At 25.6% G+C, this 25,591-nt stretch carries 26 protein-coding genes and 1 pseudogene; 15 read left to right on the forward strand and 12 right to left on the reverse strand.

Annotated elements, in window-relative coordinates:
• From AACL02_RS04020 to AACL02_RS04030, 3 genes are all read left to right on the forward strand, one after another.
• Entirely contained in the window at positions 1-900 is a 900-nt protein-coding gene (locus tag AACL02_RS04020; RefSeq protein ID WP_422397842.1) for a deoxyribonuclease IV, read from the forward strand.
• Positions 900-1,997, forward strand: coding sequence for a nicotinate-nucleotide adenylyltransferase (locus AACL02_RS04025; protein ID WP_339042875.1), 1,098 nt, complete (start codon positions 900-902; stop codon positions 1,995-1,997). Before AACL02_RS04020 ends, AACL02_RS04025 begins: the two co-directional genes overlap by 1 nt.
• Before the next feature lie 69 nt (positions 1,998-2,066).
• The gene (locus tag AACL02_RS04030) at positions 2,067-2,882 is read left to right on the forward strand and encodes an IS1595 family transposase (RefSeq protein ID WP_339043564.1); all 816 of its coding nucleotides are present in this window, start codon (positions 2,067-2,069) and stop codon (positions 2,880-2,882) included.
• A gap of 409 nt (positions 2,883-3,291) precedes the next feature.
• Here the strand turns inward: AACL02_RS04030 and AACL02_RS04035 are convergent, their stop codons facing one another.
• Complete coding sequence (locus tag AACL02_RS04035) at positions 3,292-4,107, reverse strand: IS1595 family transposase (RefSeq protein ID WP_339043566.1); 816 nt, start codon at positions 4,105-4,107, stop codon at positions 3,292-3,294.
• A gap of 70 nt (positions 4,108-4,177) precedes the next feature.
• On the opposite strand from AACL02_RS04035, the gene AACL02_RS04040 reads away from it, so the two are divergent.
• Complete coding sequence (locus AACL02_RS04040; protein ID WP_339042876.1) at positions 4,178-6,013, forward strand: ABC transporter ATP-binding protein; 1,836 nt, start codon at positions 4,178-4,180, stop codon at positions 6,011-6,013.
• Positions 6,014-6,335: 322 nt separating this feature from the next.
• Here AACL02_RS04040 and AACL02_RS04045 read toward each other — a convergent pair whose 3' ends face one another.
• Positions 6,336-7,016 (reverse strand): IS1595 family transposase, encoded by a 681-nt coding sequence (locus AACL02_RS04045; RefSeq protein WP_339042877.1) that lies wholly within the window; start codon positions 7,014-7,016, stop codon positions 6,336-6,338.
• On the opposite strand from AACL02_RS04045, the gene AACL02_RS04050 reads away from it, so the two are divergent.
• The 5 genes from AACL02_RS04050 to AACL02_RS04070 all read left to right on the forward strand — a co-directional run bounded on the left by AACL02_RS04050 (position 6,962) and on the right by AACL02_RS04070 (position 9,880).
• Complete coding sequence (locus AACL02_RS04050; RefSeq protein ID WP_339042878.1) at positions 6,962-7,087, forward strand: hypothetical protein; 126 nt, start codon at positions 6,962-6,964, stop codon at positions 7,085-7,087. The genes AACL02_RS04045 and AACL02_RS04050 overlap by 55 nt on opposite strands.
• A 362-nt stretch (positions 7,088-7,449) precedes the next feature.
• Entirely contained in the window at positions 7,450-7,641 is a 192-nt protein-coding gene (locus AACL02_RS04055) for a hypothetical protein (protein ID WP_339042879.1), read from the forward strand.
• Positions 7,628-8,026 carry a hypothetical protein gene (locus AACL02_RS04060; RefSeq protein WP_339042880.1) on the forward strand — a complete coding sequence of 133 codons (399 nt, stop codon included), beginning with the start codon at positions 7,628-7,630 and terminating at the stop codon, positions 8,024-8,026. Before AACL02_RS04055 ends, AACL02_RS04060 begins: the two co-directional genes overlap by 14 nt.
• A gap of 124 nt (positions 8,027-8,150) precedes the next feature.
• On the forward strand, positions 8,151-9,458 hold the full coding sequence (locus AACL02_RS04065; protein WP_339042881.1) for a hypothetical protein: 1,308 nt from the start codon (positions 8,151-8,153) through the stop codon (positions 9,456-9,458).
• A 275-nt stretch (positions 9,459-9,733) separates the two neighbouring features.
• Positions 9,734-9,880, forward strand: coding sequence for a hypothetical protein (locus AACL02_RS04070; protein WP_339042882.1), 147 nt, complete (start codon positions 9,734-9,736; stop codon positions 9,878-9,880).
• Here AACL02_RS04070 and AACL02_RS04075 read toward each other — a convergent pair.
• Positions 9,866-10,687 carry an IS1595 family transposase gene (locus AACL02_RS04075; RefSeq protein ID WP_339042883.1) on the reverse strand — a complete coding sequence of 274 codons (822 nt, stop codon included), beginning with the start codon at positions 10,685-10,687 and terminating at the stop codon, positions 9,866-9,868. The genes AACL02_RS04070 and AACL02_RS04075 overlap by 15 nt on opposite strands.
• Positions 10,688-10,707: 20 nt before the next feature.
• On the opposite strand from AACL02_RS04075, the pseudogene AACL02_RS04080 reads away from it, so the two are divergent.
• Positions 10,708-11,049 (forward strand): annotated as a pseudogene (locus tag AACL02_RS04080) (transposase); the annotation flags it as partial.
• A 38-nt stretch (positions 11,050-11,087) separates the two neighbouring features.
• On the opposite strand, the gene AACL02_RS04085 reads toward AACL02_RS04080, so the two are convergent.
• Positions 11,088-12,326, reverse strand: a complete 1,239-nt coding sequence (locus AACL02_RS04085) for an IS256 family transposase (RefSeq protein ID WP_339043568.1) — start codon at positions 12,324-12,326, stop codon at positions 11,088-11,090.
• Between the two features lie 275 nt (positions 12,327-12,601).
• Here AACL02_RS04085 and AACL02_RS04090 point away from each other — a divergent pair, with 275 nt between their 5' ends.
• Both AACL02_RS04090 and AACL02_RS04095 read left to right on the forward strand, forming a co-directional pair.
• A complete protein-coding gene (locus AACL02_RS04090) occupies positions 12,602-14,362 on the forward strand; it encodes an APC family permease (protein WP_339042887.1) in 1,761 nt (586 codons plus the stop codon).
• A gap of 256 nt (positions 14,363-14,618) precedes the next feature.
• On the forward strand, positions 14,619-15,458 hold the full coding sequence (locus AACL02_RS04095) for a hypothetical protein (RefSeq protein ID WP_339042889.1): 840 nt from the start codon (positions 14,619-14,621) through the stop codon (positions 15,456-15,458).
• Positions 15,459-15,598: 140 nt separating this feature from the next.
• Here the strand turns inward: AACL02_RS04095 and AACL02_RS04100 are convergent, their stop codons facing one another.
• Positions 15,599-16,420 carry an IS1595 family transposase gene (locus AACL02_RS04100; protein WP_339042891.1) on the reverse strand — a complete coding sequence of 274 codons (822 nt, stop codon included), beginning with the start codon at positions 16,418-16,420 and terminating at the stop codon, positions 15,599-15,601.
• Between AACL02_RS04100 and AACL02_RS04105 the strand changes: the two genes are divergently transcribed.
• Positions 16,366-16,494 (forward strand): hypothetical protein, encoded by a 129-nt coding sequence (locus tag AACL02_RS04105; RefSeq protein ID WP_339042894.1) that lies wholly within the window; start codon positions 16,366-16,368, stop codon positions 16,492-16,494. The genes AACL02_RS04100 and AACL02_RS04105 overlap by 55 nt on opposite strands.
• A 110-nt stretch (positions 16,495-16,604) precedes the next feature.
• On the opposite strand, the gene AACL02_RS04110 is transcribed toward AACL02_RS04105, so the two are convergent.
• Together AACL02_RS04110 and AACL02_RS04115 are read right to left on the reverse strand one after the other, a co-directional pair.
• The gene (locus tag AACL02_RS04110) at positions 16,605-17,843 is read right to left on the reverse strand and encodes an IS256 family transposase (protein ID WP_339043569.1); all 1,239 of its coding nucleotides are present in this window, start codon (positions 17,841-17,843) and stop codon (positions 16,605-16,607) included.
• Positions 17,844-17,935: 92 nt separating this feature from the next.
• Positions 17,936-18,196, reverse strand: coding sequence for a hypothetical protein (locus AACL02_RS04115; RefSeq protein ID WP_339040794.1), 261 nt, complete (start codon positions 18,194-18,196; stop codon positions 17,936-17,938).
• On the opposite strand from AACL02_RS04115, the gene AACL02_RS04120 reads away from it, so the two are divergent.
• Complete coding sequence (locus AACL02_RS04120; RefSeq protein ID WP_339042896.1) at positions 18,142-19,215, forward strand: hypothetical protein; 1,074 nt, start codon at positions 18,142-18,144, stop codon at positions 19,213-19,215. The genes AACL02_RS04115 and AACL02_RS04120 overlap by 55 nt on opposite strands.
• A gap of 141 nt (positions 19,216-19,356) precedes the next feature.
• Here AACL02_RS04120 and AACL02_RS04125 read toward each other — a convergent pair whose 3' ends face one another.
• A complete protein-coding gene (locus tag AACL02_RS04125; protein WP_339042898.1) occupies positions 19,357-19,494 on the reverse strand; it encodes a hypothetical protein in 138 nt (45 codons plus the stop codon).
• Between AACL02_RS04125 and AACL02_RS04130 the strand changes: the two genes are divergently transcribed.
• Positions 19,440-20,261, forward strand: a complete 822-nt coding sequence (locus tag AACL02_RS04130; protein WP_339042900.1) for an IS1595 family transposase — start codon at positions 19,440-19,442, stop codon at positions 20,259-20,261. The genes AACL02_RS04125 and AACL02_RS04130 overlap by 55 nt on opposite strands.
• A gap of 100 nt (positions 20,262-20,361) precedes the next feature.
• On the opposite strand, the gene gatB is transcribed toward AACL02_RS04130, so the two are convergent.
• From gatB to ligA, 4 genes are read right to left on the reverse strand one after another with little or no spacing between them, the layout of a single operon-like run.
• Positions 20,362-21,801: an Asp-tRNA(Asn)/Glu-tRNA(Gln) amidotransferase subunit GatB gene (gene gatB / locus AACL02_RS04135; RefSeq protein ID WP_339042902.1), complete on the reverse strand. Its 1,440-nt coding sequence runs from the start codon at positions 21,799-21,801 to the stop codon at positions 20,362-20,364.
• Positions 21,794-23,266 (reverse strand): amidase family protein, encoded by a 1,473-nt coding sequence (locus AACL02_RS04140; protein WP_339042904.1) that lies wholly within the window; start codon positions 23,264-23,266, stop codon positions 21,794-21,796. The genes gatB and AACL02_RS04140 overlap by 8 nt, the downstream gene beginning before the upstream one ends.
• Complete coding sequence (gene gatC / locus AACL02_RS04145) at positions 23,256-23,570, reverse strand: Asp-tRNA(Asn)/Glu-tRNA(Gln) amidotransferase subunit GatC (RefSeq protein ID WP_339042906.1); 315 nt, start codon at positions 23,568-23,570, stop codon at positions 23,256-23,258. Before gatC ends, AACL02_RS04140 begins: the two co-directional genes overlap by 11 nt.
• The gene (gene ligA, locus AACL02_RS04150; RefSeq protein WP_339042908.1) at positions 23,563-25,578 is read right to left on the reverse strand and encodes an NAD-dependent DNA ligase LigA; all 2,016 of its coding nucleotides are present in this window, start codon (positions 25,576-25,578) and stop codon (positions 23,563-23,565) included. The genes gatC and ligA overlap by 8 nt, the downstream gene beginning before the upstream one ends.
• Positions 25,579-25,591: the final 13 nt, after the last annotated feature.

Below are 25,591 nucleotides of genomic sequence, written 5' to 3' on the forward strand. Positions count from 1 at the left end.
ATGGAAAATGACAAATTAATTATTGGATCTCATGTTTCAATGAAAGCACCAAAATATTTATTGGGTGCTCTTGAAGAGGCTCTAAGTTATAATGCCAATACGTTTATGTTTTATACAGGTGCTCCACAAAATACAATTCGTAAACCAACCAAAGCATTATTTATTAAAGAATTTACAGAAAAACTAATTGAAAAAAATATTGATATTAATAATCTTATTGTTCATGCTCCTTACATTATTAATCTGGCTAATAGTATTAACAAAAGTACTTACCAATTAGCAGTAGATTTCTTACGACAAGAAATAATTCGCTGTCAAGATATTGGCATTAAAACTTTGGTTTTACATCCAGGTAGCGCTGTTGGTGCTTTACCACAAACTGCTTTAGAACAAATTGTTAAAGGACTAAATGCAGCATGTTTAGAAAAACAAACTGTAAAAATTGCTTTGGAAACAATGTCAGGAAAAGGTAGTGAAGTAGGAACTACTTTTGAACAACTTCAATATATTATTAATAATGTAAAAAGACCCAAACTAATTGGTGTTTGTTGAGATACTTGTCACTTATCTGATGCTGGTTATGATCTTAATAATAATTTAGAACAAATAATACAAAAATTTGATCAACTTATTGGATTAGATAAATTATTAGTTATTCATGTTAATGATTCTAAAAACCCAATCAATGCTCATAAAGATCGTCATGCTAACTTAGGAATGGGTTATCTTGGTTTTCAAACTTTAATTAACATTATTTATCATCCATTGTTGCTTACTAAAATAAAAATTTTAGAAACGCCATGAATTAATGGTCATCCACCTTATTTACATGAAATTAAAATGATAAGAACAAAAAAATATAATAAAGAAATTTTAGAATCATTAGGAACTAGCAAATAATGAAAAGAATTGGCATTTTTGGTGGAACTTTTGATCCATTTCATAATCAACATTTAAACATTGCAAATACAGCTTATCATAAACTTTCACTTGATGAAGTTTGAATTTTACCAACAAAACAAAATCCGTTAAAAGATAGTGTCAGTGCCAGCGATCAACAAAGAGTCGATATGATTAATTTAGTTATTAAAAACTATTCTTGAATAAACTTAAATGATTATGAACTAACAAGTAAGCAACCTAGTTATACTATTAATACTATTAACTACTTTATTGAAAACTATCCAAATCACAAATTCTTTTTTATTATTGGTTCTGATAATTTATATACCTTAAATAAATGACAAGGAATTGAACAGTTAATTAATTTAGTTAAAATTATTGTTGTTAATCGCCCTCATTATCGTAAAACATTAGAACTAATGTCAAAATACAAATGTCAAAATTTAGTAGTTAGACCAAGCAGTGATATTAGCTCTGCCAAAATTAGAAATGGTGAAATTATTAATCAAATTGATATTAAAATTAATGATTATATTAACAATAATTTAATATATAGTTATGAGCGTTTAAAAGCAAATTTGGATAACAATAGAACTGAACATTGTATTAATGTTGGTAAAATGGCTGCTAAATTAGCAATCCATTATAACGAAGATGCTAATAAAGCCTTAATTGCTGGAACTTATCATGACCTTTGCAAACAATGAAGTAAAAATAAAATGACTAAATTTTTAACAAAATATAATAAAGAAATTTTACAAGAACCATTTCCAGTTTGACATGGTTATGTAGCAGCATTGTATTTAAAAAATCATTATCAGTACCATGATGATTTAGTTCTTCATGCAATTGCTAAACACACTACTGGTGCAAACGAAATGAAAACTTTAGAATTAATAGTATTATTAGCAGATAAAATATCAATTGAACGTAACCATTATTATGTTGAAGAATTAAGAAAACTTGCCTTTCAAGATTTAACTGTTGCTTTTAAATACTATCTAGAAATTTTAAAAAAGCATTTACTAGAGCAAAAAAAACCATTAAATAATAAGTTTTTAACAATATATGAAGCGTGAAGTAATAAAAATTAACAAATAGTATCTATAGTAAAATACTTATCGGACTTCTCCCCACATGTACTTGTGGAGGGAATAATGAAACTGAATGAATTCAAAAATGCTTTTCAAACTGAACAGCAATGTCTTGCATATATAGCAAATTTGAAAGAAAACAAATGTATTAGGTGTTTTAGTTTTAATTTGAATACTTCTGATTTAAAAAGAATGAGATGTTTAAAATGTAATCAAACATTTAGCATTCTCACAGGCACCATATTTTCAAGGTCACAAACATCTTTAACATCTTGGTTTTATCTTATCTTTAGATGAATAAACACCAAACATGGAATTCCATCAACAGATATTGCAAAAGAATTGGGAGTGACTTTGAAAACTGCTTGAAGCATGACTCATAAAATCAGAACACGTATTGCAAAACAAAAACCTCAATTTATTGTTGAAGGTAGAGTGCAAATTGATGAAATGTATCTTTCACATATGGGTTTTAAAAAACAAGGAAGATCCTTGGTGAATAAAACCTTGATTGTTGGCATTTATCAAAAAACAACCAATAATTTAATTGTGAAAGTATTGAAAAACGCAAAGAGTAAAAATCTTTTGCAGTTTGCAAAAAACCACATTTCTTCAAAATGTCTTGTATATACTGATTCTTGAAAAGGATATTGCGATTTTAAATCAGTTTTCACTAAGCATGAAACAGTTAACCATCAAGATGGCTATGTTTCAAAAATTGGTGTAAATACCAACCAAATTGAATCAGTTTGAAAACATATAAGAAGAACATTTAAAACACATATCAAAGTTGCAAAACATCATGTTCATTTATATGCTAAAGAAGCTGCATATAAATTCAACAAGATACCTAGTTTTGAAACTGTAATTCTATGTTTGATTTAAAAATGTGGGGAGAAGTCCGTAGATAGGCTTTTCTCAGCATTTATGTGATAAAACTAAAATAGTACATAAAGGGAGAAAAGCCATACTTATTTATTAATTATTTAATATATAATATTAAAGAAAAGGGAAGTATAACTTAAAACAGAAGATGTATTTATTCAGTAATGATTGCAAAATTGAATACTGATATTTATTAAGTGATTGATTTAAAAAACCAGAATATAAAGATACTTTAAATTATATAATAGATAGTAATTGTCGTTATTTTTTTAATTATATTCCATTAAAAGAATTGGGTTTACCACTATAACAAATAAAAATAAATTAGGCTTTTCTCCCTTTATGTACTATTTTAATTTTATCACATAAATGCTGAGAAAAGCCTATCTACGGACTTCTCCCCACATTTTTAAATCAAACATAGAATTACAGTTTCAAAACTAGGTATCTTGTTGAATTTATATGCAGCTTCTTTAGCATATAAATGAACATGATGTTTTGCAACTTTGATATGTGTTTTAAATGTTCTTCTTATATGTTTTCAAACTGATTCAATTTGGTTGGTATTTACACCAATTTTTGAAACATAGCCATCTTGATGGTTAACTGTTTCATGCTTAGTGAAAACTGATTTAAAATCGCAATATCCTTTTCAAGAATCAGTATATACAAGACATTTTGAAGAAATGTGGTTTTTTGCAAACTGCAAAAGATTTTTACTATTTGCGTTTTTCAATACTTTCACAATTAAATTATTGGTTGTTTTTTGATAAATGCCAACAATCAAGGTTTTATTCACCAATGATCTTCCTTGTTTTTTAAAACCCATATGTGAAAGATACATTTCATCAATTTGCACTGTACCTTCAACAATAAATTGAGGTTTTTGTTTTGCAATACGTGTTCTGATTTTATGAGTAATTCTTCAAGCAGTTTTCAAAGTCACTCCCAATTCTTTTGCAATATCTGTTGATGGAATTCCATGTTTGGTGTTTATTCATCTAAAGATAAGATAAAACCAAGATGTTAAAGATGTTTGTGACCTTGAAAATATGGTGCCTGTGAGAATGCTAAATGTTTGATTACATTTTAAACATCTCATTCTTTTTAAATCAGAAGTATTCAAATTAAAATTAAAACACCTAATACATTTGTTTTCTTTCAAATTTGCTATATATGCAAGACATTGCTGTTCAGTTTGAAAAGCATTGTTGAATTCATTCAGTTTCATTATTACCTCCACAAGTACATGTGGGGAGAAGTCCGATAAATTATTAATAAGGAGAACAAATATTATGTCCAAAAAAAATAAAACAAAAATTACTGCTTCGCCGACAAAAGAAAATACAACAGCAAAAATAAAAAAAAGCGTGACTGATTATAATGAATTAAAAATAAAAAAAAGTGGTTTCTTAAGCGCAGTTATTAAATACTTTAAAAAATATCCACTACTTTATCTAATTGCAATACTAACCACTATTGCTTCTTCAATAATTTCAGTAATTATTCCTAAAATTACTAATAATTTTTTAGCTACCCCCGATGGTTTTCAATGAGAAAAAATTACTACTTTAGCTTATATTTTAATTAGTTTACAAATTGCATCAGGATTATTTATGTACTTTCGTAATTTAACAGGAAGCATCATTGGTGTTAAAGTTGAAATTGAATATCGAAATAAAGTTTTAAAACATTTACTAGATTTAGATATGTCATATTATGAAGATCGCAAAATTGGTGACACTTTAACAAAACTAATTAGTGATACTAGTGTTATTGGTGAAAATATGCAATCTATTCCTTTAACTATGCTTAGTTCAATTGTGACTTTTTTTGGTTCAATTTACGTTATTTTTTCTTTAAATTGACAATTATCATTAATTGTTTTAGGTATTGTTTTATCAATTTTAATAATATCAGTATTAAATGTTCAAATTATTCGTTATTTAAACTATAAATGAAGAAAAGTTTACACTGAAGTTAATGCTGATATTACTGATCGACTAAATACTATTACTTTAATTAAAAGTAATGCTACAGAAAAAAGTGAAAATAAAAGATTTTCTAATGAACATCTTAAATATTATCAAGCAGCAAAAAAAACTATTACTTTTGAAAGTTTTACTAGAGCATTACTAATTACATTACTAACAGGAATTAACATTGTTGGTTTAGTTGCTGGTTTCATGTTTGTAAGTAAACACATCATTAGTGTTTCAACACTAATTGCTTTTTTATTAGCAGTCAACACTTTAATTTTCCCAGTTATTCAAAGTATTCAATTCTTAGGTAATTGAGCTAAAACATCAACTTCAATTTTAAGAGTTAATGAAATTCTTAATATTAAACCAAAAATAGTTAATAAAGAAAAAGCCTTACCAGTAAAACAAATTACTAGTGATATTATTTTTGAAAATGTTAATTTCCGCTATGATGAAAAAGAAGACTGAATTTTAAATAACTTCTCTTTCACTTTTGAAAAAGGTAAAAGTTATGCTATTGTTGGTGCAACTGGTGTCGGAAAAACTACTATTTCTAAGTTATTACTACGTTACTATGACCCTGCTGAAGGAAGAATTTTAATTAATAATAATACTGATTTACGTGATATTGACTTAGCACAATACTTACATCATATTGGCTATATTGAACAAGATCCACAAATTTTATTTGGCACATTTGCCGAAAACATTAGTTATACTAAGCAAGGAGCAACTTTAGAAGAAATCAAAATTGCTGCAAGTAAAGCTAACTTACATGATTACATTGAACAATTACCTAATGGTTATAATACAATTTTAGGTGAACGTGGGATTAACTTATCTGGTGGTCAAAAACAAAGAGTAGCTATTGCTCGTATCTTTTTAAAAAATCCAGAACTATTAATTTTAGATGAAGCTACTAGTGCTTTAGATAATATTGTCGAAAAGGAAATACAAGCACAATTTAATAAATTAATGATTGGTCGTACTAGTATTATTATTGCCCATCGTTTATCAACAATTAAAACTGTTGATAAGATTTTAGTTTTAGAAAAAGAAAAAGTTTTAGTTCAAGTTGGTACTTTTAATGAATTAAAAGTTAAAGAAGGTCACTTTAAACATTTATATGAAGCTGGAATTATGGGGTAAAATTTTTAATGAACCATTAATATTCCCATATTTAAATTAAAAAATAAAATTAATATTTTCAAATTTAGTAAGGAATATAATAATATGAAAAATAATAATGGCTTTTCTCCCTTTATGTACTATTTTAATTTTATCACATAAATGCTGAGAAAAGCCTATCTACGGACTTCTCCCCACATTTTTAAATCAAACATAGCATTACAGTTTCAAAACTAGGTATCTTGTTGAATTTATATGCAGCTTCTTTAGCATATAAATGAACATGATGTTTTGCAACTTTGATATGTGTTTTAAATGTTCTTCTTATATGTTTTCAAACTGATTAAATTTGGTTGGTATTTACACCAATTTTTGAAACATAGCCATCTTGATGGTTAACTGTTTCATGCTTAGTGAAAACTGATTTAAAATCGCAATATCCTTTTCAAGAATCAGTATATACAAGACATTTTGAAGAAATGTGGTTTTTTGCAAACTGCAAAAGATTTTTACTCTTTGCGTTTTTCAATACTTTCACAATTAAATTATTGGTTGTTTTTTGATAAATGCCAACAATCAAGGTTTTATTCACCAAGGATCTTCCTTGTTTTTTAAAACCCATATGTGAAAGATACATTTCATCAATTTGCACTGTACTTTCAACAATAAATTGAGGTTTTTGTTTTGCAATACGTGTTCTGATTTTATGAGTCATTCTTCAAGCAGTTTTCAAAGTCACTCCCAATTCTTTTGCAATATCTGTTGATGGAATTCCATGTTTGGTGTTTATTCATCTAAAGATAAGATAAAACCAAGATGTTAAAGATGTTTGTGACCTTGAAAATATGGTGCCTGTGAGAATGCTAAATGTTTGATTACATTTTAAACATCTCATTATTTTTAAATCAGAAGTATTCAAATTAAAATTAAAACACCTAATACATTTGTTTTCTTTCAAATTTGCTATATATGCAAGACATTGCTGTTCAGTTTGAAAAGCATTGTTGAATTCATTCAGTTTCATTATTCCCTCCACAAGTACATGTGGGGAGAAGTCCGATAATAATTCCTATGAAGATAAACTTAATGCAATAGTTAAATTAGAAAGTTATATATTTGAATATATAGATTTTTTTGCTTCATTTTTATTAAATGAGGCTTCTAAAGAAAAAAAGTGATCTTATGATCAAAAACAAATACAAAAATTACTAAATGCTAGAGTTAATATTACAAGTATTAGTAATGATTTAATTATATTAGAAAAATCTAAATGTAGTATTATCACTAATATTAGAACTTTAGTAAATTATTTATATGATGTGTATGAACTTGTTTATTTTTCTTTTGAAATTTTAAACATATATAAAAGTAAAAATTTAACTAAAAAAAATAAAAGTAAAATAAATAAAATTAAAAATAATTTTGAGAAATTAAATATTATTTTTTGATTAAAATTTATGCGTAATTTATTAACACATAGTATTTTTATGCAAGGTTACAATTCAGAAAAAAAGCAAGTATCATATGAAAATTTAAAAACAAAATTAAATTTTGCAGTTAAAAATAATTTAATTATGTTATCTGAAAAACAGATTTTTAATAAAAACAAAATTATTAATCAACAACTAAAAAAAAATGGATTATGATAATTTAATTATTAATAGTTTTATTCATTATTTTAAAATAGTTAATGATAATGAAAAAAGTACATGAATTTTAAATCTTATTAAAGAAGAAAAAATGGAAAAATATATTTCAATCAATCAAATAAATTCAAATCCTAATTATTTATGAATTTGAGTTGATACTAATTATAATTATTATGAATTTATTGATAATAGAAAAAATTATATATTTATTTTTGGATTTAATGTTATTAAAACATTAAAATTATTTGTAGAAGAAATTTGCAAAATTTTAAATCAAATTTTAACAGAATTAAAAGCTCCTAGACTAGTAATAAGTACTGAAAATTTTCAAATTAAATCTTTTTTTGAATCTATGAGAAAAGTTAAACAAATATTTAACTCATAATTGTAGAATTTCGCTAAAAGTACTATAATATAAATAACGATAGTTTAATATCGTTATAATTTTAATGATGATATAAACTTTATATCTTTATTAAAATTATATATTAACTTTAAATGTATAAAATATGAGAAAAACAATAAATATTTTAACAGTTGGTATTTTTTCACTAGCAACAAGTACCACTATTTTAACTAGTGTGAATCACTTTAATAGTAGCAAAAATGATTTACAAAAAGCAAACGCCACTACTAATCAAACATCATTATTTAATAATCAATATCAATATTTAAATAATAGTGACTGAATTACTAACCAATCAACAACCGATCATAAATTTTATAGTTATGATACTTCAGCATTAAAAAGTTATACTTTTACCAATGCTAGAAACGTCTTCTTAGTAGATACAACAGGTAACCTAGTTTATAATACCAAAGTTACTATTCCTAATGAAGATAAATTAAATATTGAAAATACAAAACAAGAAATGAACAGCCACAAAAAAGTAACATCACTTAAAAGCAATCCTAATTATTCTGATGCTTACAATTTTAGTGAATATCAACAAAATAATTTTATTGGTGACAATAATTGAACATATTTACAATTTGGTGGTCTTGAACAAAATATTGATATTTCTAACATTGCTGGTGCTTCTAAAATTGAAAATAATAACAATCTTAGTGAGAACTTAGGATTATATTACATTGCTGATGCTGCTATTAATAATAAAATTTCTTTAGCAATAGCTTATAATATTAGTCAACAATTCATTAATAAAAGCAGTTTAAACAAACTAATTAGTAACCAATTAACAAATAATATTATTAACTTAATTGTTGAAAATAATAACATCTTTAACTTTATTAAAAATTCACCCCTTTTCCTAAATATAAAAGATTATTCATTAAATTTTATTTTTGATAATGATAATAACTTAGTAGCAATTTACTATACAAAATGAAATGTCCAAAATATAAAACAAAGTATTAACTATCATTATAAAGAAGACTTTAGCAATATTAATAAAAATGATTGATCAAAAAATAGTGATCAACAAATCATTTTAAATTGAACTAAATATGCAAAAAATTGAGAACAATTTTCACAACTTTATCCTAAATTTAATTTTAATAATTCTAAACTATCAATTAATAATATGGGTACATATAAAGAAAATAATAATCTTACTGGTGATACTAATAATATTACTACTAATAAAAATATTAAATATGAACTACAAAATCCTTATAATGTTGTAGCAATTTCTGATCTTATTATTCAACTTCCAATTATTGAACTTTATGTATACCATGATGATAATAATATTTATTATCAATGAAATGCACGTGTTACTTCATCACCAAATTTAATTGCTGGTTGTAGTTTAGCAATTGATTTAGATAATATTAGTTTTCAATTTAAAAAATAATTAAATTTAATATATAAAAAATAATGCCTTAATTAAGGCATTATTTTTACAATGAATGTTGTCTTACACTACTTTGATTAGATGCTGATGGTTGGTTTTCTGCCATTTGATTAGAATTATTAATTAAATATTCTTCGTGAATTTCTAAACACTCAACTTTAAGGTTTTCAATTCTTTTTAAAAATTCTGGATTATTAGATGTTTTGGAAATGTTTAGTAATCTGTGTAACTTACAAAAATAACTATGTTTAATTAATTCTAGTAAATATAATTAAATGACTAGAAAGAGTGAGTTACAGATGGCTAAAAAAGATAAATTTAATAAGGCTTTTCTCCCTTTATGTACTATTTTAATTTTATCACATAAATGCTGAGAAAAGCCTATCTACGGACTTCTCCCCACATTTTTAAATCAAACATAGAATTACAGTTTCAAAAATAGGTATCTTGTTGAATTTATATGCAGCTTCTTTAGCATATAAATGAACATGATGTTTTGCAACTTTGATATGTGTTTTAAATGTTCTTCTTATATGTTTTCAAACTGATTCAATTTGGTTGGTATTTACACCAATTTTTGAAACATAGCCATCTTGATGGTTAACTGTTTCATGCTTAGTGAAAACTGATTTAAAATCGCAATATCATTTTCAAGAATCAGTATATACAAGACATTTTGAAGAAATGTGGTTTTTTGCAAACTGCAAAAGATTTTTAATATTTGCGTTTTTCAATACTTTCACAATTAAATTATTGGTTGTTTTTTGATAAATGCCAACAATCAAGGTTTTATTCACCAAGGATCTTCCTTGTTTTTTAAAACCCATATGTGAAAGATACATTTCATCAATTTGCACTGTACCTTCAACAATAAATTGAGGTTTTTGTTTTGCAATACGTGTTCTGATTTTATTAGTCATTCTTCAAGCAGTTTTCAAAGTCACTCCCAATTCTTTTGCAATATCTGTTGATGGAATTCCATGTTTGGTGTTTATTCATCTAAAGATAAGATAAAACCAAGATGTTAAAGATGTTTGTGACCTTGAAAATATGGTGCCTGTGAGAATGCTAAATGTTTGATTACATTTTAAACATCTCATTCTTTTTAAATCAGAAGTATTCAAATTAAAACTAAAACACCTAATACATTTGTTTTCTTTCAAATTTGCTATATATGCAAGACATTGCTGTTCAGTTTGAAAAGCATTGTTGAATTCATTCAGTTTCATTATTCCCTCCACAAGTACATGTGGGGAGAAGTCCGTTTAATAATAATGATCCAATATCAAAAGCAGTAGATTTATTATTAGAAAATACTGAAGATTTAACAACAGTTTTTAAACCTGGCGGTTTATATAAAGAATTAACAAAAAGATTAGTTGAAAAAATGTTGAATTCTGAAATGCAAAATTATTTAGGATATGAAAAAAATCAACATAGTACTACTGAAAAGGCTCGTAATGGTACAAGTTCAAAAAAATTAATAACTCAACAAGGTAAAATTGAAATTGATGTACCAAGAGATCGCAATAGTAATTTTACTCCTGTAATAGTTCCTAAAAGGCAAAGAAGATTTGATGGTTTTGATGAGGCTTTTTAATAATCTGTGTATCTTTGTTTTATAAAGTACTAGTTTAGATTAATTCTATCTTCAAATTTTATCATAAAATGAGCAATTGCTGTATTTCAATTTTGAATAGGCAATGTTCATTTTTTTGTTATATTTTCAATTGCCAAGTAAAATATTTTGAAAACTGCCATATCATTAGGAAAAACTTTTTTATTTATGATGATTTTTCGTAATTGAATATTAACAGATTCAATAGCATTTGTAGTATAAATCACTCTTTTGATTTCTACTGGATAACTAATAAAAACCATTAAATTATCTCAATTTTTATATCAAGATTTAGTAATTTGAGGATATTGTTTATTTCATTTACTTTCAAACGATTCTAAAGCTTGCATTGCTTGTTCTTCACTACATGCACTATAAATTGGTTTTAAATCTGCAACTAGACCTTTTCGATGTTTGTATGAAACATATTTTAAACTATTTCTAATTTGATGAACAATGCATAATTGATGTTCTGTTTTAGGATAAACTGATTGTATTGCTTCTGACATGCCTGTTAAATTATCACTACAAGCAATAAGAATATCATTTAAGCCACGATTTTTCATTTCTGTGAAATTAGATAATCAAAACTTAGAACCTTCATTTTCACTAATTCATAATCCTAAAACATCTTTTTTGCCTTCTAAATCAACTCCTAATGCTATATAAACTGATTTGTTAATAATCCGTTTATCTTGTCGTACTTTAACTACTATACAATCAAAATAAACAATATGATAAATACTTTCTAATGGTCGATTTTGTCATGCTTTAACATCATCAATAACATCATCAGTAATTTGACTAATAACACTTTCACTAATATCAGCACCATGATATAACTCTTGCAACTGCATTCTAATGTCAGATAATGTCATTCCTTTTGCATACAAGGAAAGGACTTGTTGATCAAAACCATCAAATCTTCTTTGCCTTTTAGGAACTATTACAGGAGTAAAATTACTATTGCGATCTCTTGGTACATCAATTTCAATTTTACCTTGTTGAGTTATTAATTTTTTTGAACTTGTACCATTACGAGCATTTTCAGTAGTACTATGTTGATTTTTTTCATATCCTAAATAATTTTGCACTTCAGAATTAAACATTTTTTCAACTAATCTTTTTGTTAATTCTTTATATAAACCGCCAGGTTTAAAAACTGTTGTTAAATCTTCAGTATTTTCTAGTAATAAATCTACTGCTTTTGATATTGGATCATTATTATTAAAGTTATCTTTTTTAGCCATCTGTAACTCACTCTTTCTAGTCATTTAATTATATTTACTAGAATTAATTAAACATAGTTATTTTTGTAATTTACACAGATTACTAAACATTTCCAAATGTTATTTTTTTATTAGTATTATTTGAAAATTTAATTAAATATTAGTAGTATTTTAAAATAAAATTAGTTATTATAAATTACATATATTTTTTTATTTTTTTGATTTTATTGACTATTTTATTAATTAATGAAATCACTTTAAAGGTATATAATTATTATAATTGAAAGGAGAATATTATGTTAAAACTTTTTAAGAAAAAAGAAAGGACAAATCATAAATTAACTTTATCAGAATTAGTCTGGTTTGGTTTTAATTATACTGTTGGAATTACTTTTACTGCTAACTTTGCAATTTTAATTAATAAAGATAGTTTAAATTTAGGTTCTCATATGATTTGAATTTTTTTAGTAGAAGGATTAATTGCAGGAACTTGTGCTTGAGCTTTTTCAAGACTTTCAAGAGTACATCCGGGTAATAATGGTGCTGCTTATATTTATGTTAGAAGTAGTTATGGTCGCTTCTGAGGTTGATTAATTTCTTTTTTACAGTATGCTACTTTACCTGTTATAGTTAGTTCACAAATTGTATCAATGATTAGAATTAACTTTACTGATCCATCTTCTTTTTTATATGCTAATTGAGGAGTATTACAACATTTAGGATTAGATTTGATTGGAATTCTAATTTATGGTTTAGCTTCTTGTGTATTATTTTTAGGAATGGCTGCATTTAAAAAATTTGTGAATATTTCTAGTTATTTAAAATGAGGAACAACTTTTTTATTAATCATAGCAACTATTATATTATTTGTGATGGCAGGAACTTCAAATTGAGATATGACTACTTCTCATCAACAATTAACTGCCAATAACTTTTCACAAGCTTTTGCCATGTGTTTCTTTTTCTTTTTAGGATTTGAAACCTATTCAACAATTGGTAAAAATGTTAGAAATCCTGAAAAAAATATTAGTCGTTCATTAGTTATTGTTATGATTTTATCTACTATTTTTTATATGGCAGTAACAATTCTTATGATTGGTGCTGTTGCTGGCAATTTTTTAGATAATCCCAACTTAAGTATTTTTAAAATTTTAGGTGATAAAGCTCATGCACAATGATTAGGAATAATTGGTATCCTTGTAATGTTAATTTGTACTATTTCATTAAAGTCTAATGCTGGAATGCAAAATGCTTTATATAGTGGTGCTATTTTAGAACCATTATCTGTTGAAGGGTATATTTCACCTAAATATAAAGAATTATCAAAAGATAACATTCCGTTTAAAGCTTCTAGATTAAATTTAATTATTACTTTTTCTTCAGCTTTTGTATGATTAATTTTACCTGATATTATTGGAGTAATAGTTGATACGTTACATCCTGTTTATAAGAATGGACAATTAGTTTTAAGTTCGATTGTTAATTATGGAACATTAACTGCTGAAGCCGGTATTATTATGGTTATTATTTATGTTTTTGTACTTTCCATTGCAATTAAACTGTCTATAGAAAAGAAATTGAAAAAAAATATTTTTGAAATTATTATTTGACTTGCAGCAACACTTTTCTTAGTTTGACAATTTGAAGAATGATTAAGATCTTTAATCAATGGTTTAATTTCAGGATCAAATCTTATTGGTAAAGGTGGAACTGATACTACAAAAGGAATATCTGATATAACTTCTAATGTTTTACAATTAGTTTATTTAATTGCTAGCATTGCATTTGCTCTAATTTGATACTTTGCTTATTATAAACCAATGCAAAGAAAAAGAGCACTTACAAATCCTAAATTACAAGAAGAATTGGATAGCGAATTTAGAGTGAAAGATGATTGACCTTTTGTTGCAAAAAATCTACAAAATGAAATTGAAAATTATTTAGTACGTAATGTTTTAATTAATGGTGATGATAAAAACCCTAATTATATAATTGCTAAAAATGTACGTAAAGAATTATTGATGTCAGAAGGCGAATGGCGTGAAGATGAAGAATAAAAAAAGTTTAAAAATGTATTAGTTATTATAACTAATACATTTTTAGTATTTATTATTTTTGACAAATTTTTATAGTAATATTAAAGGTGTTAATAATGAATATTTTTTTATATTATTATAAAGTATATTGATGGTAAAAAGTAAAATATGATGTATAATGTTAATTGGATTCATTTCAATATTATGTTTAGAAGTAATTCTAAATTGTGGTTATTGTATTTGTAGTTCAAAAGTCATATTATTGGAGGTACTGTATATGAATATGAAAAATATATTAAGATTAATGGGTGCATTAACATTAACAACAGCAGCTACTACTTCAGTTGTTGCTTGTGGTGATAAATCTGGTGTAGCCATGAACGTAGAAGTATCAAAACAATTAGGGTTAACAGATGATAAAGGAGAAGGTGTACAAGCATCTTCACTTGATAAAACTGTCAAGGATAATGTTACTTGAACTGTTGATGCTTTAAAAACACCAATTAAAGCTAGTGCATTATTAGGAGAAGATAATAAAGCTGCTAATCAAGCATGTGCTGATTTTCTTAATGGTAAATTAAAACAAACAGCTACAGATGGAAAATTTAATAAAGAAGAATTAGATAAAATTACTGGTGCAGTTACTGATTTTAAACCAGAATTAGCTAAAATGGATGATGGTAAAGATTATGCTATTACTGGTGGTACTTTTAATTTCCAATTTAAAAAAGGTGAAGAGGCACTTGGTGATGTTTATGGTATTAAGTTAAAAGCTGATAAAACAAAAGGTGTTATTGCTGCTGCTCTTACTACAATAGCTGCTGAAATTAAAATAGTAGATACTGATGTTACTACAAATCAAAAAATTATGTTTGTAGATGGTACTACAATTCCAGAAACTGCAAAAAAACCAGGAGAACCAATACAAATTAAAGGAGAATCAGATCAAGTAAAACAGTTTACTGCTTTAAATACTCTAACTGCTTTAAAAATTGGGGCAAATTTAGGAACAATTACTGCTGCTGGTGATGCTTGAGCTGCTGGTGATAAATTAGAAATAACTTATAAAACTGGTGATGTTACTTTTGAAGCAAAAACTGAATTAACACTTGCATAATTTTATAAAATAAAAATAATATTAATACTCCTTTTAATTTAAAAGGAGTATTTTATTTGGCTTTTATCCCTTTATGTACTATTTTAATTTTATCACATAAATGCTGAGAAAAGCCTATCTACGGACTTCTCCCCACATTTTTAAATCAAACATAGAATTACAGTTTCAAAACTAGGTATCTTGTTGAATTTATATGCAGCTTCTTTAGCATATAAATGAACATGATGTTTTGCAACTTTGATATGTGTTTTAAATGTTCTTCTTATATGTTTTCAAACTGATTCAATTTGGTTGGTATTTACACCAATTTTTGAAACATAGCCATCTTGATGGTTAACTGTTTCATGCTTAGTGAAAACTGATTTAAAATCGCAATATCATTTTCAAGAATCAGTATATACAAGACATTTTGAAGAAATGTGGTTTTTTGCAAACTGCAAAAGATTTTTACTCTTTGCGTTTTTCAATACTTTCACAATTAAATTATTGGTTGTTTTTTGATAAATGCCAACAATCAAGGTTTTATTCACCAAGGATCTTCCTTGTTTTTTAAAACCCATATGTGAAAGATACATTTCATCAATTTGCACTGTACCTTCAACAATAAATTGATGTTTTTGTTTTGCAATACGTGTTCTGATTTTATGAGTCATTCTTCAAGCAGTTTTCAAAGTCACTCCCAATTCTTTTGCAATATCTGTTGATGGAATTCCATGTTTGGTGTTTATTCATCTAAAGATAAGATAAAACCAAGATGTTAAAGATGTTTGTGACCTTGAAAATATGGTGCCTGTGAGAATGCTAAATGTTTGATTACATTTTAAACATCTCATTCTTTTTAAATCAGAATTATTCAAATTAAAATTAAAACACCTAATACATTTGTTTTCTTTCAAATTTGCTATATATGCAAGACATTGCTGTTCAGTTTGAAAAGCATTGTTGAATTCATTCAGTTTCATTATTCCCTCCACAAGTACATGTGGGGAGAAGTCCGTTTTATTTTACAAAATGTTTATTTTTTTCATATTTTTAAACATTATAAACATATAAATATTGGATAACTTATTATATGATATTATATTTGGAAAAAAGTAACTAAGTGAGGCTTTTTAATAATCTGTGTATCTTTGTTTTACAAAGTTACTAATTTAGATTAATTCTGTCTTCAAATTTTATCATAAAATGAGCAATTGCTGTATTTCAATTTTGAATAGGCAATGTTCATTTTTTTGTTATATTTTCAATTGCCAAGTAAAATATTTTGAAAACTGCCATATCATTAGGAAAAACTTTTTTATTTCTGATGATTTTTCGTAATTGACTATTAACAGATTCAATAGCATTTGTAGTATAAATCACTCTTTTGATTTCTACTGGATAACTAATAAAAACCATTAAATTATCTCAATTTTTATATCAAGATTTAGTAATTTGAGGATATTGTTTATTTCATTTACTTTCAAACGATTCTAAAGCTTGCATTGCTTGTTCTTCACTACATGCACTATAAATTGGTTTTAAATCTGCAACTAGACCTTTTCGATGTTTGTATGAAACATATTTTAAACTATTTATAATTTGATGAACAATGCATAATTGATGTTCTGTTTTAGGATAAACTGATTGTATTGCTTCTGACATGCCTGTTAAATTATCACTACAAGCAATAAGAATATCATTTAAGCCACGATTTTTCATTTCTGTGAAATTAGATAATCAAAACTTAGAACCTTCATTTTCACTAATTCATAATCCTAAAACATCTTTTTTGCCTTCTAAATCAACTCCTAATGCTATATAAACTGATTTGTTAATAATCCGTTTATCTTGTCGTACTTTAAATACTATACAATCAAAATAAACAATAGGATAAATACTTTCTAATGGTCGATTTTGTCATGCTTTAACATCATCAATAACATCATCAGTAATTTGACTAATAACACTTTCACTAATATCAGCACCATGATATAACTCTTGCAACTGCATTCTAATGTCAGATAATGTCATTCCTTTTGCATACAAGGAAAGAACTTGTTGATCAAAACCATCAAATCTTCTTTGCCTTTTAGGAACTATTACAGGAGTAAAATTACTATTGCGATCTCTTGGTACATCAATTTCAATTTTACCTTGTTGAGTTATTAATTTTTTTGAACTTGTACCATTACGAGAATTTTCAGTAGTAGTATGTTGATTTTTTTCATATCCTAAATAATTTTGCATTTCAGAATTCAACATTTTTTCAACTAATCTTTTTGTTAATTCTTTATATAAACCGCCAGGTTTAAAAACTGTTGTTAAATCTTGAGTATTTTCTAGTAATAAATCTACTGCTTTTGATATTGGATCATTATTATTAAAGTTATCTTTTTTAGCCATCTGTAACTCACTCTTTCTAGTCATTTAATTATATTTACTAGAATTAATTAAACATAGTTATTTTTGTAAGTTACACAGATTACTAAACATTTCTATGGAATTCCATGTTTGGTGTTTATTCATCTAAAGATAAGATAAAACCAAGATGTTAAAGATGTTTGTGACCTTGAAAATATGGTGCCTGTGAGAATGCTAAATGTTTGATTACATTTTAAACATCTCATTCTTTTTAAATCAGAAGTATTCAAATTAAAATTAAAACACCTAATACATTTGTTTTCTTTCAAATTTGCTATATATGCAAGACATTGCTGTTCAGTTTGAAAAGCATTGTTGAATTCATTCAGTTTCATTATTCCCTCCACAAGTACATGTGGGGAGAAGTCCGATAATAATTTTATGTAAAGGATGAAGAACAATGGACAATTATATTTATTTTTTTAGTAATAAATGAACACAATATAAAATAAAATGTTTGGATAAAAAGATACCAATTCTAAAAGGGAAATTTGATTCACTTAAAATTATTGAAGATTGAACAAATTCCTTAATCTTAGAATTAAATGATGAAATAAATAATTATTCATATAATTTTCAATTAACTACTTTAAAAGAGGTTTTTTTACCAAAAATACTTGAAGATTTTATTAATTTTAAAAAAAATAAAGATATTTTTCATTTAATAATAAATGAAAAATATTTTAAAAAAATAAAAGTATTAAATTTATTTATTAATAAACAAATTGAAAAAGATAATTTTTCTAAAAAACATTTAAAGAAAATTTTATTAAAAGTATTAAGGTTTAGAGTTTATTTTAATAGTAAATTGATAGAAGCAGAAAGCGATTTACTAACTTTAAATAGTAAAATAAAACTTTTATGAAAAGAGATTTTTGATAGGGACATAAAATTTTTACAAAAACAACAGCAGAAGTTAAAACAAAAAAATATCTTGATAGAGAATCAAAAGACAAAATTAAAAGAAAATATTAAAGATATTAAAGATAAATTAGAAAAAGAATTAAAAGCTGATTATCAAAATAATAAACTTACTAATTTTAAAATTCTTTTAGAAATACCAAAAAAAGCAAATTTTAAAATAGCATCTTTAGAAAAACAAATTACTAATTTAGAAATTAAACAATATGAATTACATGTTCAAATGCAAACATTACAACAAAAAAGTAATGAATTACATGAAAAGATACAACAATTACAACAAAAAAATAATGAATCAAATTTGAATCAAAGAAATATTAATGATCAAACAATAACCATCCAATTAAATAAACCAGAATTGACAAATAAAACATTAGTTAATAATTTAACAATGTCATTACAATTTTTAAGACCAACAAATAATTTTAATTAAAATTAAGAAAGTTACTTAAAAGAATAAAAGGAAATATTTTAATAAAATATTCATTAATTATTAATAAGACAAATGATGATTTAGTAATTAAAGAAAATTTAATTGAAGATGTAGATTTTAAATAAAATATTAGTATATAATTTATAATAAAAATATTCAAAGTATAATATAAAAATTCATAATTAAAAACGGACTTCTCCCCACATGTACTTGTGGAGGGAATAATGAAACTGAATGAATTCAACAATGCTTTTCAAATTGAACAGCAATGTCTTGCATATATAGCAAATTTGAAAGAAAACAAATGTATTAGGTGTTTTAGTTTTAATTTGAATACTTCTGATTTAAAAAGAATGAGATGTTTAAAATGTAATCAAACATTTAGCATTCTCACAGGCACCATATTTTCAAGGTCACAAACATCTTTAACATCTTGGTTTTATCTTATCTTTAGATGAATAAACACCAAACATGGAATTCCATCAACAGATATTGCAAAAGAATTGGGAGTGACTTTGAAAACTGCTTGAAGAATGACTCATAAAATCAGAACACGTATTGCAAAACAAAAAACTCAATTTATTGTTGAAGGTACAGTGCAAATTGATGAAATGTATCTTTCACATATGGGTTTTAAAAAACAAGGAAGATCCTTGGTGAATAAAACCTTGATTGTTGGCATTTATCAAAAAACAACCAATAATTTAATTGTGAAAGTATTGAAAAACGCAAAGAGTAAAAATCTTTTGCAGTTTGCAAAAAACCACATTTCTTCAAAATGTCTTGTATATACTGATTCTTGAAAAGGATATTGCGATTTTAAATCAGTTTTCACTAAGCATGAAACAGTTAACCATCAAGATGGCTATGTTTCAAAAATTGGTGTAAATACCAACCAAATTGAATCAGTTTGAAAACATATAAGAAGAACATTTAAAACACATATCAAAGTTGCAAAACATCATGTTCATTTATATGCTAAAGAAGCTGCATATAAATTCAACAAGATACCTAGTTTTGAAACTGTAATTCTATGTTTGATTTAAAAATGTGGGGAGAAGTCCGTAGATAGGCTTTTCTCAGCATTTATGTGATAAAATTAAAATAGTACATAAAGGGAGAAAAGCCATTAAAAATTGATTGAAACTAATTATAGTTTTCAATCAATTTTTTTAATATTTCTTTAGAAACTTGTGGATTTGCTTGTCCTTTAGTTAGTTTCATTAATTGACCCATAAAAAATTTTAATGCTTTTTCTGGATTGACTTTATAAATAGTAATCATGTTTTCATTTGCTTTTAAAATTGTGATTAATATTTTTTCTAAATCATTACTATCACTTACTAAAGTAATACCTAATGTTCTAATAAGATCGGTAGGGCTTTTTTCACTATTAATCATAATTGCATTTAATAACTGTTTACTTTGTTTATCATTAATTTTTTGCTCATAAACTAGACTAACTAATTGTGATAGATTATTAGCAGTAAGTTCGCTGTTTTTAATAGTAGTGTTATTAACATTACAATAAGCTTGCACAGGACCTACTAAATAATTAAACGTAGGTAATATTAAATTATTAATGGCAACTGTTTGTTCAAAAATAGTTAATATTTCTACTTTGTCAATTAATAAATTAATATCTTTTATTGGTAAATTGTATTGTTTTTTTAATCTTTCCATTATTTGTTTAGGCAATTCAGGAGGATTTTTAGCAATCATTTTGATTAATTTTTCGTCTAGTTGAATTGGAAAAATATTTGGTTCAGGAAAGTATTTATAATCAATTTTATTTTCTTTGCTACGCATGCTAATTGTTTTATTAGTTTTTTCATCAAATCTTCTAGTTTCAAGATTAATTTTTTGTTTTTTATTTAAAATATTAGTTTGACGATTAATTTCATCATTTATTGCTAAAGTAATATTATGTGTAGAATTTAAATTTTTAATTTCAACTTTGGTACCTAAAGTATCACTACCATGTGGTTTTAACGATATATTAATATCGCATCGTAATGAACCTTCATTCATTTTAGCATCACTAACTTGTAAATGAATTAATAATTGACGTAGAGTATTAATATATGCTACTACTTGTTCGCTTGTTTTAAAAATTGGTTTAGTAACAATTTCTAATAAGGGAATTCCTGCTCGATTATAGTCTAGTAATGTTTTTTTATTATTATGAATTTGTTTTGCTGTGTCTTCTTCAATATGTAAGCGTTCAAAGCTAACAATAAATTCTTCATTATTTACAACTATTGGTAATTCACCGTTTGTACCAATTGGATGAAAAAATTGTGTGATTTGATAACCTTTAGGTAAATCGGGATAAAAATAACTTTTTCGATCAAAACGTAATAGTGGATCAATATTCATTTTTAAAGCAGTACATGTTTGAATTGCCATTATAATAACAGCTTGATTAACTGTTGGTAATGTTCCTGGATAGCCACAATCAATGGCATTAATTTGAGTATTTGGTTTTTGACCAAAAGTATTGGCGGCGTTGGAAAAACATTTAGTTTTAGTTTTTAATTCACAGTGGATTTCAATACCCATTACAACATCATATTTATTATTCATGATCATCACCTAGTAGTTTATTATTAAAATTAATTTTTTTACTTAAAAATGAAGCAATATTCAATATAACTTGATCATTGAAAGGTGCACCATTAATATTAAAACCAATCGGTAAACCATTAACAGTAGTTAACGGAATATTAATGCTTGGTCCACCATTTAAGTTAGAAAGTAGTAGTAAGTCTTCTAAATAATCATGTTCACTTTTAATAACTTTTTTTTGTTCTAATACATCTTTAATTTTTGGAGCTGGATTAATATTTGGCATAATAATGAAAGCATCATATTTTTTAAAGATAGTATTTAAATGTTCAACAATTAATCTTCTTACTTTTTTAGCTTTGTTAAATAATTCTTCTTGATGATTTTCAGATAAAGCATATGCACCAATAATGTATCTGCGTTTTACCATATCACCGAAACCAAATGTTCGTGAATTTGTCATAACTTCTTGATAATTTTTACCATTTTTACGAACACCAAAATTAATACCAGTTAGATTTGCATGGCAACTGGTTGCTTCAGCAAAAGAAATAATCATGTAGACTGGTAATAAAGATTGTAATAATTCTTTATTAAATTCAATTTGTTGAACTTTTGCACCACCATCAGTTAAATGCTTTATTGCTTCATCAAAACTAGATTTAACTATATCATTTCACTGATAATCATTATAATTTAAAATAGCAATATTTTTACCTTCTATATTTTGATTTAAGTTTTTAGTATAGTTTTTTTTTTTACTTTGAACACTAGTAAAGTCTTGTTCATCAAATAAAGCAATACTATCCAAGACAATGGCAATATCTTCGACATGATTAGTAAATATACCAACTGTGTCTAAACTTGGAGCATAAGGAAAAACACCATTTCGTGAAATTAAACCATACGTTGGTTTAAAACCAACAATACCACAATAAGCGGCAGGTTTACGTATTGAATCACCAGTATCTGTTCCTAAAGCAAATGGTACAATTCCAGCAGCGACTAAAGCTGCACTGCCACTAGAACTACCACCAGTGATATGTTTTAAATTCCAAGGGTTTAAGACATGACCAGTAGCTGCATATAAACCATCTCCACCCATTCCTAGTTCATCAAGAGCAGTTTTAGCTATATTAATGGCTTTATTATTTGTTAATAACATATTAACAGTACTGTCATAATTAGGAATAAAATTAGCAAGAATTTTTGATGAACCTGTTGTTAAGAAATTAATAGTAGCAATATTATCTTTCATTACAAATGGAATTGCTGCTAATAAATTATCATTAATTTCTTGTTCAGTAATTAATTTTGTTTGTTTAATGGCATTTTGTTCTAGTGAAGTAACAACACCATTTAATTTTTTGAATTGTTCTAATCGTTTGTATACTAATTTAGTTAATTGATCTGGAGTAAGTATTTTTGTTTTTAATAATTCATGAAGTTGACGAATTGAAAGTTGGTGGTAATTAATTTTCATGATTAATCACCTGATTAATACTAATGTAATTATTTTCAACTTCTGGAGCAATATTTAAAAAACTTTTAGACGTTAAATGAGCTCCAACATTATCGGAACGTAATAAATTATTAATAATAGGAAATGGGTAATTTAAAGGTTCAATATCATTTGTATTGATATTTGTTACAATTTCCATTTGTTTTTCAATAGCTTTAAATTCTAGTAAAAGATTTTCACATTGTTCTTCGCTTAAATTGAACATAAGTTCGTTAGCAAATTCATGTAGCATTTTTGTTGTCATTTTCTTTTCAATTTTATCCATTTTTAGCTACCTCTTTCAATAAATTTTGTAATTGCTCTTCATTAATAATTTTAACATTAAGTTTGCGTGCTTGTGCTAATTTATTTCCTGGATTTTCTCCAACAATTAAATAAGAAGTATTATTACTAATAGTATTGGTAATTTTAGCACCATAGTTATTTAATAATTCAATGAATTCGTTACGACTTTTAGTTAAAGTTCCTGTTAAGACAAAAGTTTTACCATTCAATACTTGTGATTGGTTTTTTTGTAAATAATTAAAGTTAAGTTTAAAGTTTTGCAAGTTATTAATTAGTTGTTGATTATTAGGATTAAGGAAATAATCAATAACACTAGTAGCGATTATTGGACCAATTTCATTAGTATTAGCTAGATCATCAAAGGTTGCTTCCATTAAGTTATTTAAAGTTAAATATTTTTTTGCAAGAATAATTGCTGTTTTTTGACCAACATGGCGAATTCCCAAACCGAATAAAAGTCTTTCTAAGGAATTTTGTTTTGATAGAATAATTGAATTAGCAAGATTAGTGAAAGATTTTTCACCAAAACGTGGTAATGATAGTATTTCTTTTCGTAAATTAACTAAATTGTAAATATCACTAATAGTTTTAATTCATTTTAAATCTAAAAAACGTAATAATATTTTTTCATTTAAACCAATAATATCCATAGCATTTCTTGAACAGAAGTGCATTAATGATTTAAGAATTCGTGATGGACAGTCACTATTAATGCAAAATTGATCAACTTCTGGCGGAACTTGTTCTAATTTTGTTTTACAAACCGGACAATGTATAGCTTTTTTAAAAATAATATTGTTTATTTGACGATTACTAATAATTGGTGCAATTACTTCTGGAATAATATCACCAGCTTTTTTAACACTTACTAAATCATTAATACGTAAATCACGATTAATAATATAATCACCATTATGAAGTGTGGCAAAAGTAACGGTAGTACCAGCAATTATCACTGGTTGTAATCTAGCATTATAGGTTATTTTTCCTGTTCTACCAACAGTTGGAAATATATCTAAAAGTTTAGTAACACTAGTAACAGCAGGAAATTTATAAGCTATTGCTCATTTTGGTGCCTTATTAGTTCTTCCTAACATATCATAACTGGTTAGATCATTAATTTTAATGACAATACCATCAATTTCATATGGTAATGTATTTCTTAACTTTTCATATTTCTGAATATAAATTCATACTTCTTCAATATTTTTACATAACTGTCATTGTTCATTAATTTTGAAACCATATTTTTGTAAGGTAAATAATGCTTGTTCATGGGTTTTAATATTATCATTAGTAGCATTAATATAATAGTAAAGAAAGCCATCTAATTTTCTTGAATTAACAATATTAATATCAAGTTGACGAATAGTACCAGCTGCAGCATTGCGAGGATTAGCAAAGAGTGGTAAGTTTTGTTGTTGTTGTTTTTCATTAATGCGATTAAATTCTTCTTTACTTAAATATATTTCTCCTCTTACTTCTAATTTAGAATTAATTGGTATTATTTTTGGTATTGTTTTAATTGTCAAAATATTATTGGTAATGTCTTCACCAGCAATTCCATCACCTCTGGTAGCAGCAGTTTTTAATTCTCCTTTTTCATAAGTTATGGAAATTGATAGACCATCAATTTTTAGTTCACAAACATATTCAATGTTATTTTCTGATAATGTTTTTTTAATTTGTTGATCAAATTTTAGTAAATCTTCATAATTAAAGGCATTACCCAAACTTAGCATTGGTTGTTGGTGAAAAATTTTTGTTAAAGAATTAATTGGTTTATTACCAACAGTTTTAGTTGGAGAATCATTACTATTAAATTGGGGATATTGTTCTTCTAATTTTACTAATCTATGATAGGCGCTATCATAAAGTTCATCACTAACAGTAGGTGCATCTAAAACATGATATTCATAATTTCATTGTTTAATTTGGTTTCTTAATTGTATTATTTCAATTTTAATATCATTATTTTTGTTACTCATATTACTTTCTCCC

The sequence above is a fragment of the Spiroplasma endosymbiont of Apeira syringaria genome, assembly GCF_964020205.1.
Classification (GTDB): Bacteria; Bacillota_I; Bacilli_A; order Mycoplasmatales; family VBWQ01; genus Spiroplasma_E; species Spiroplasma_E ixodetis_A.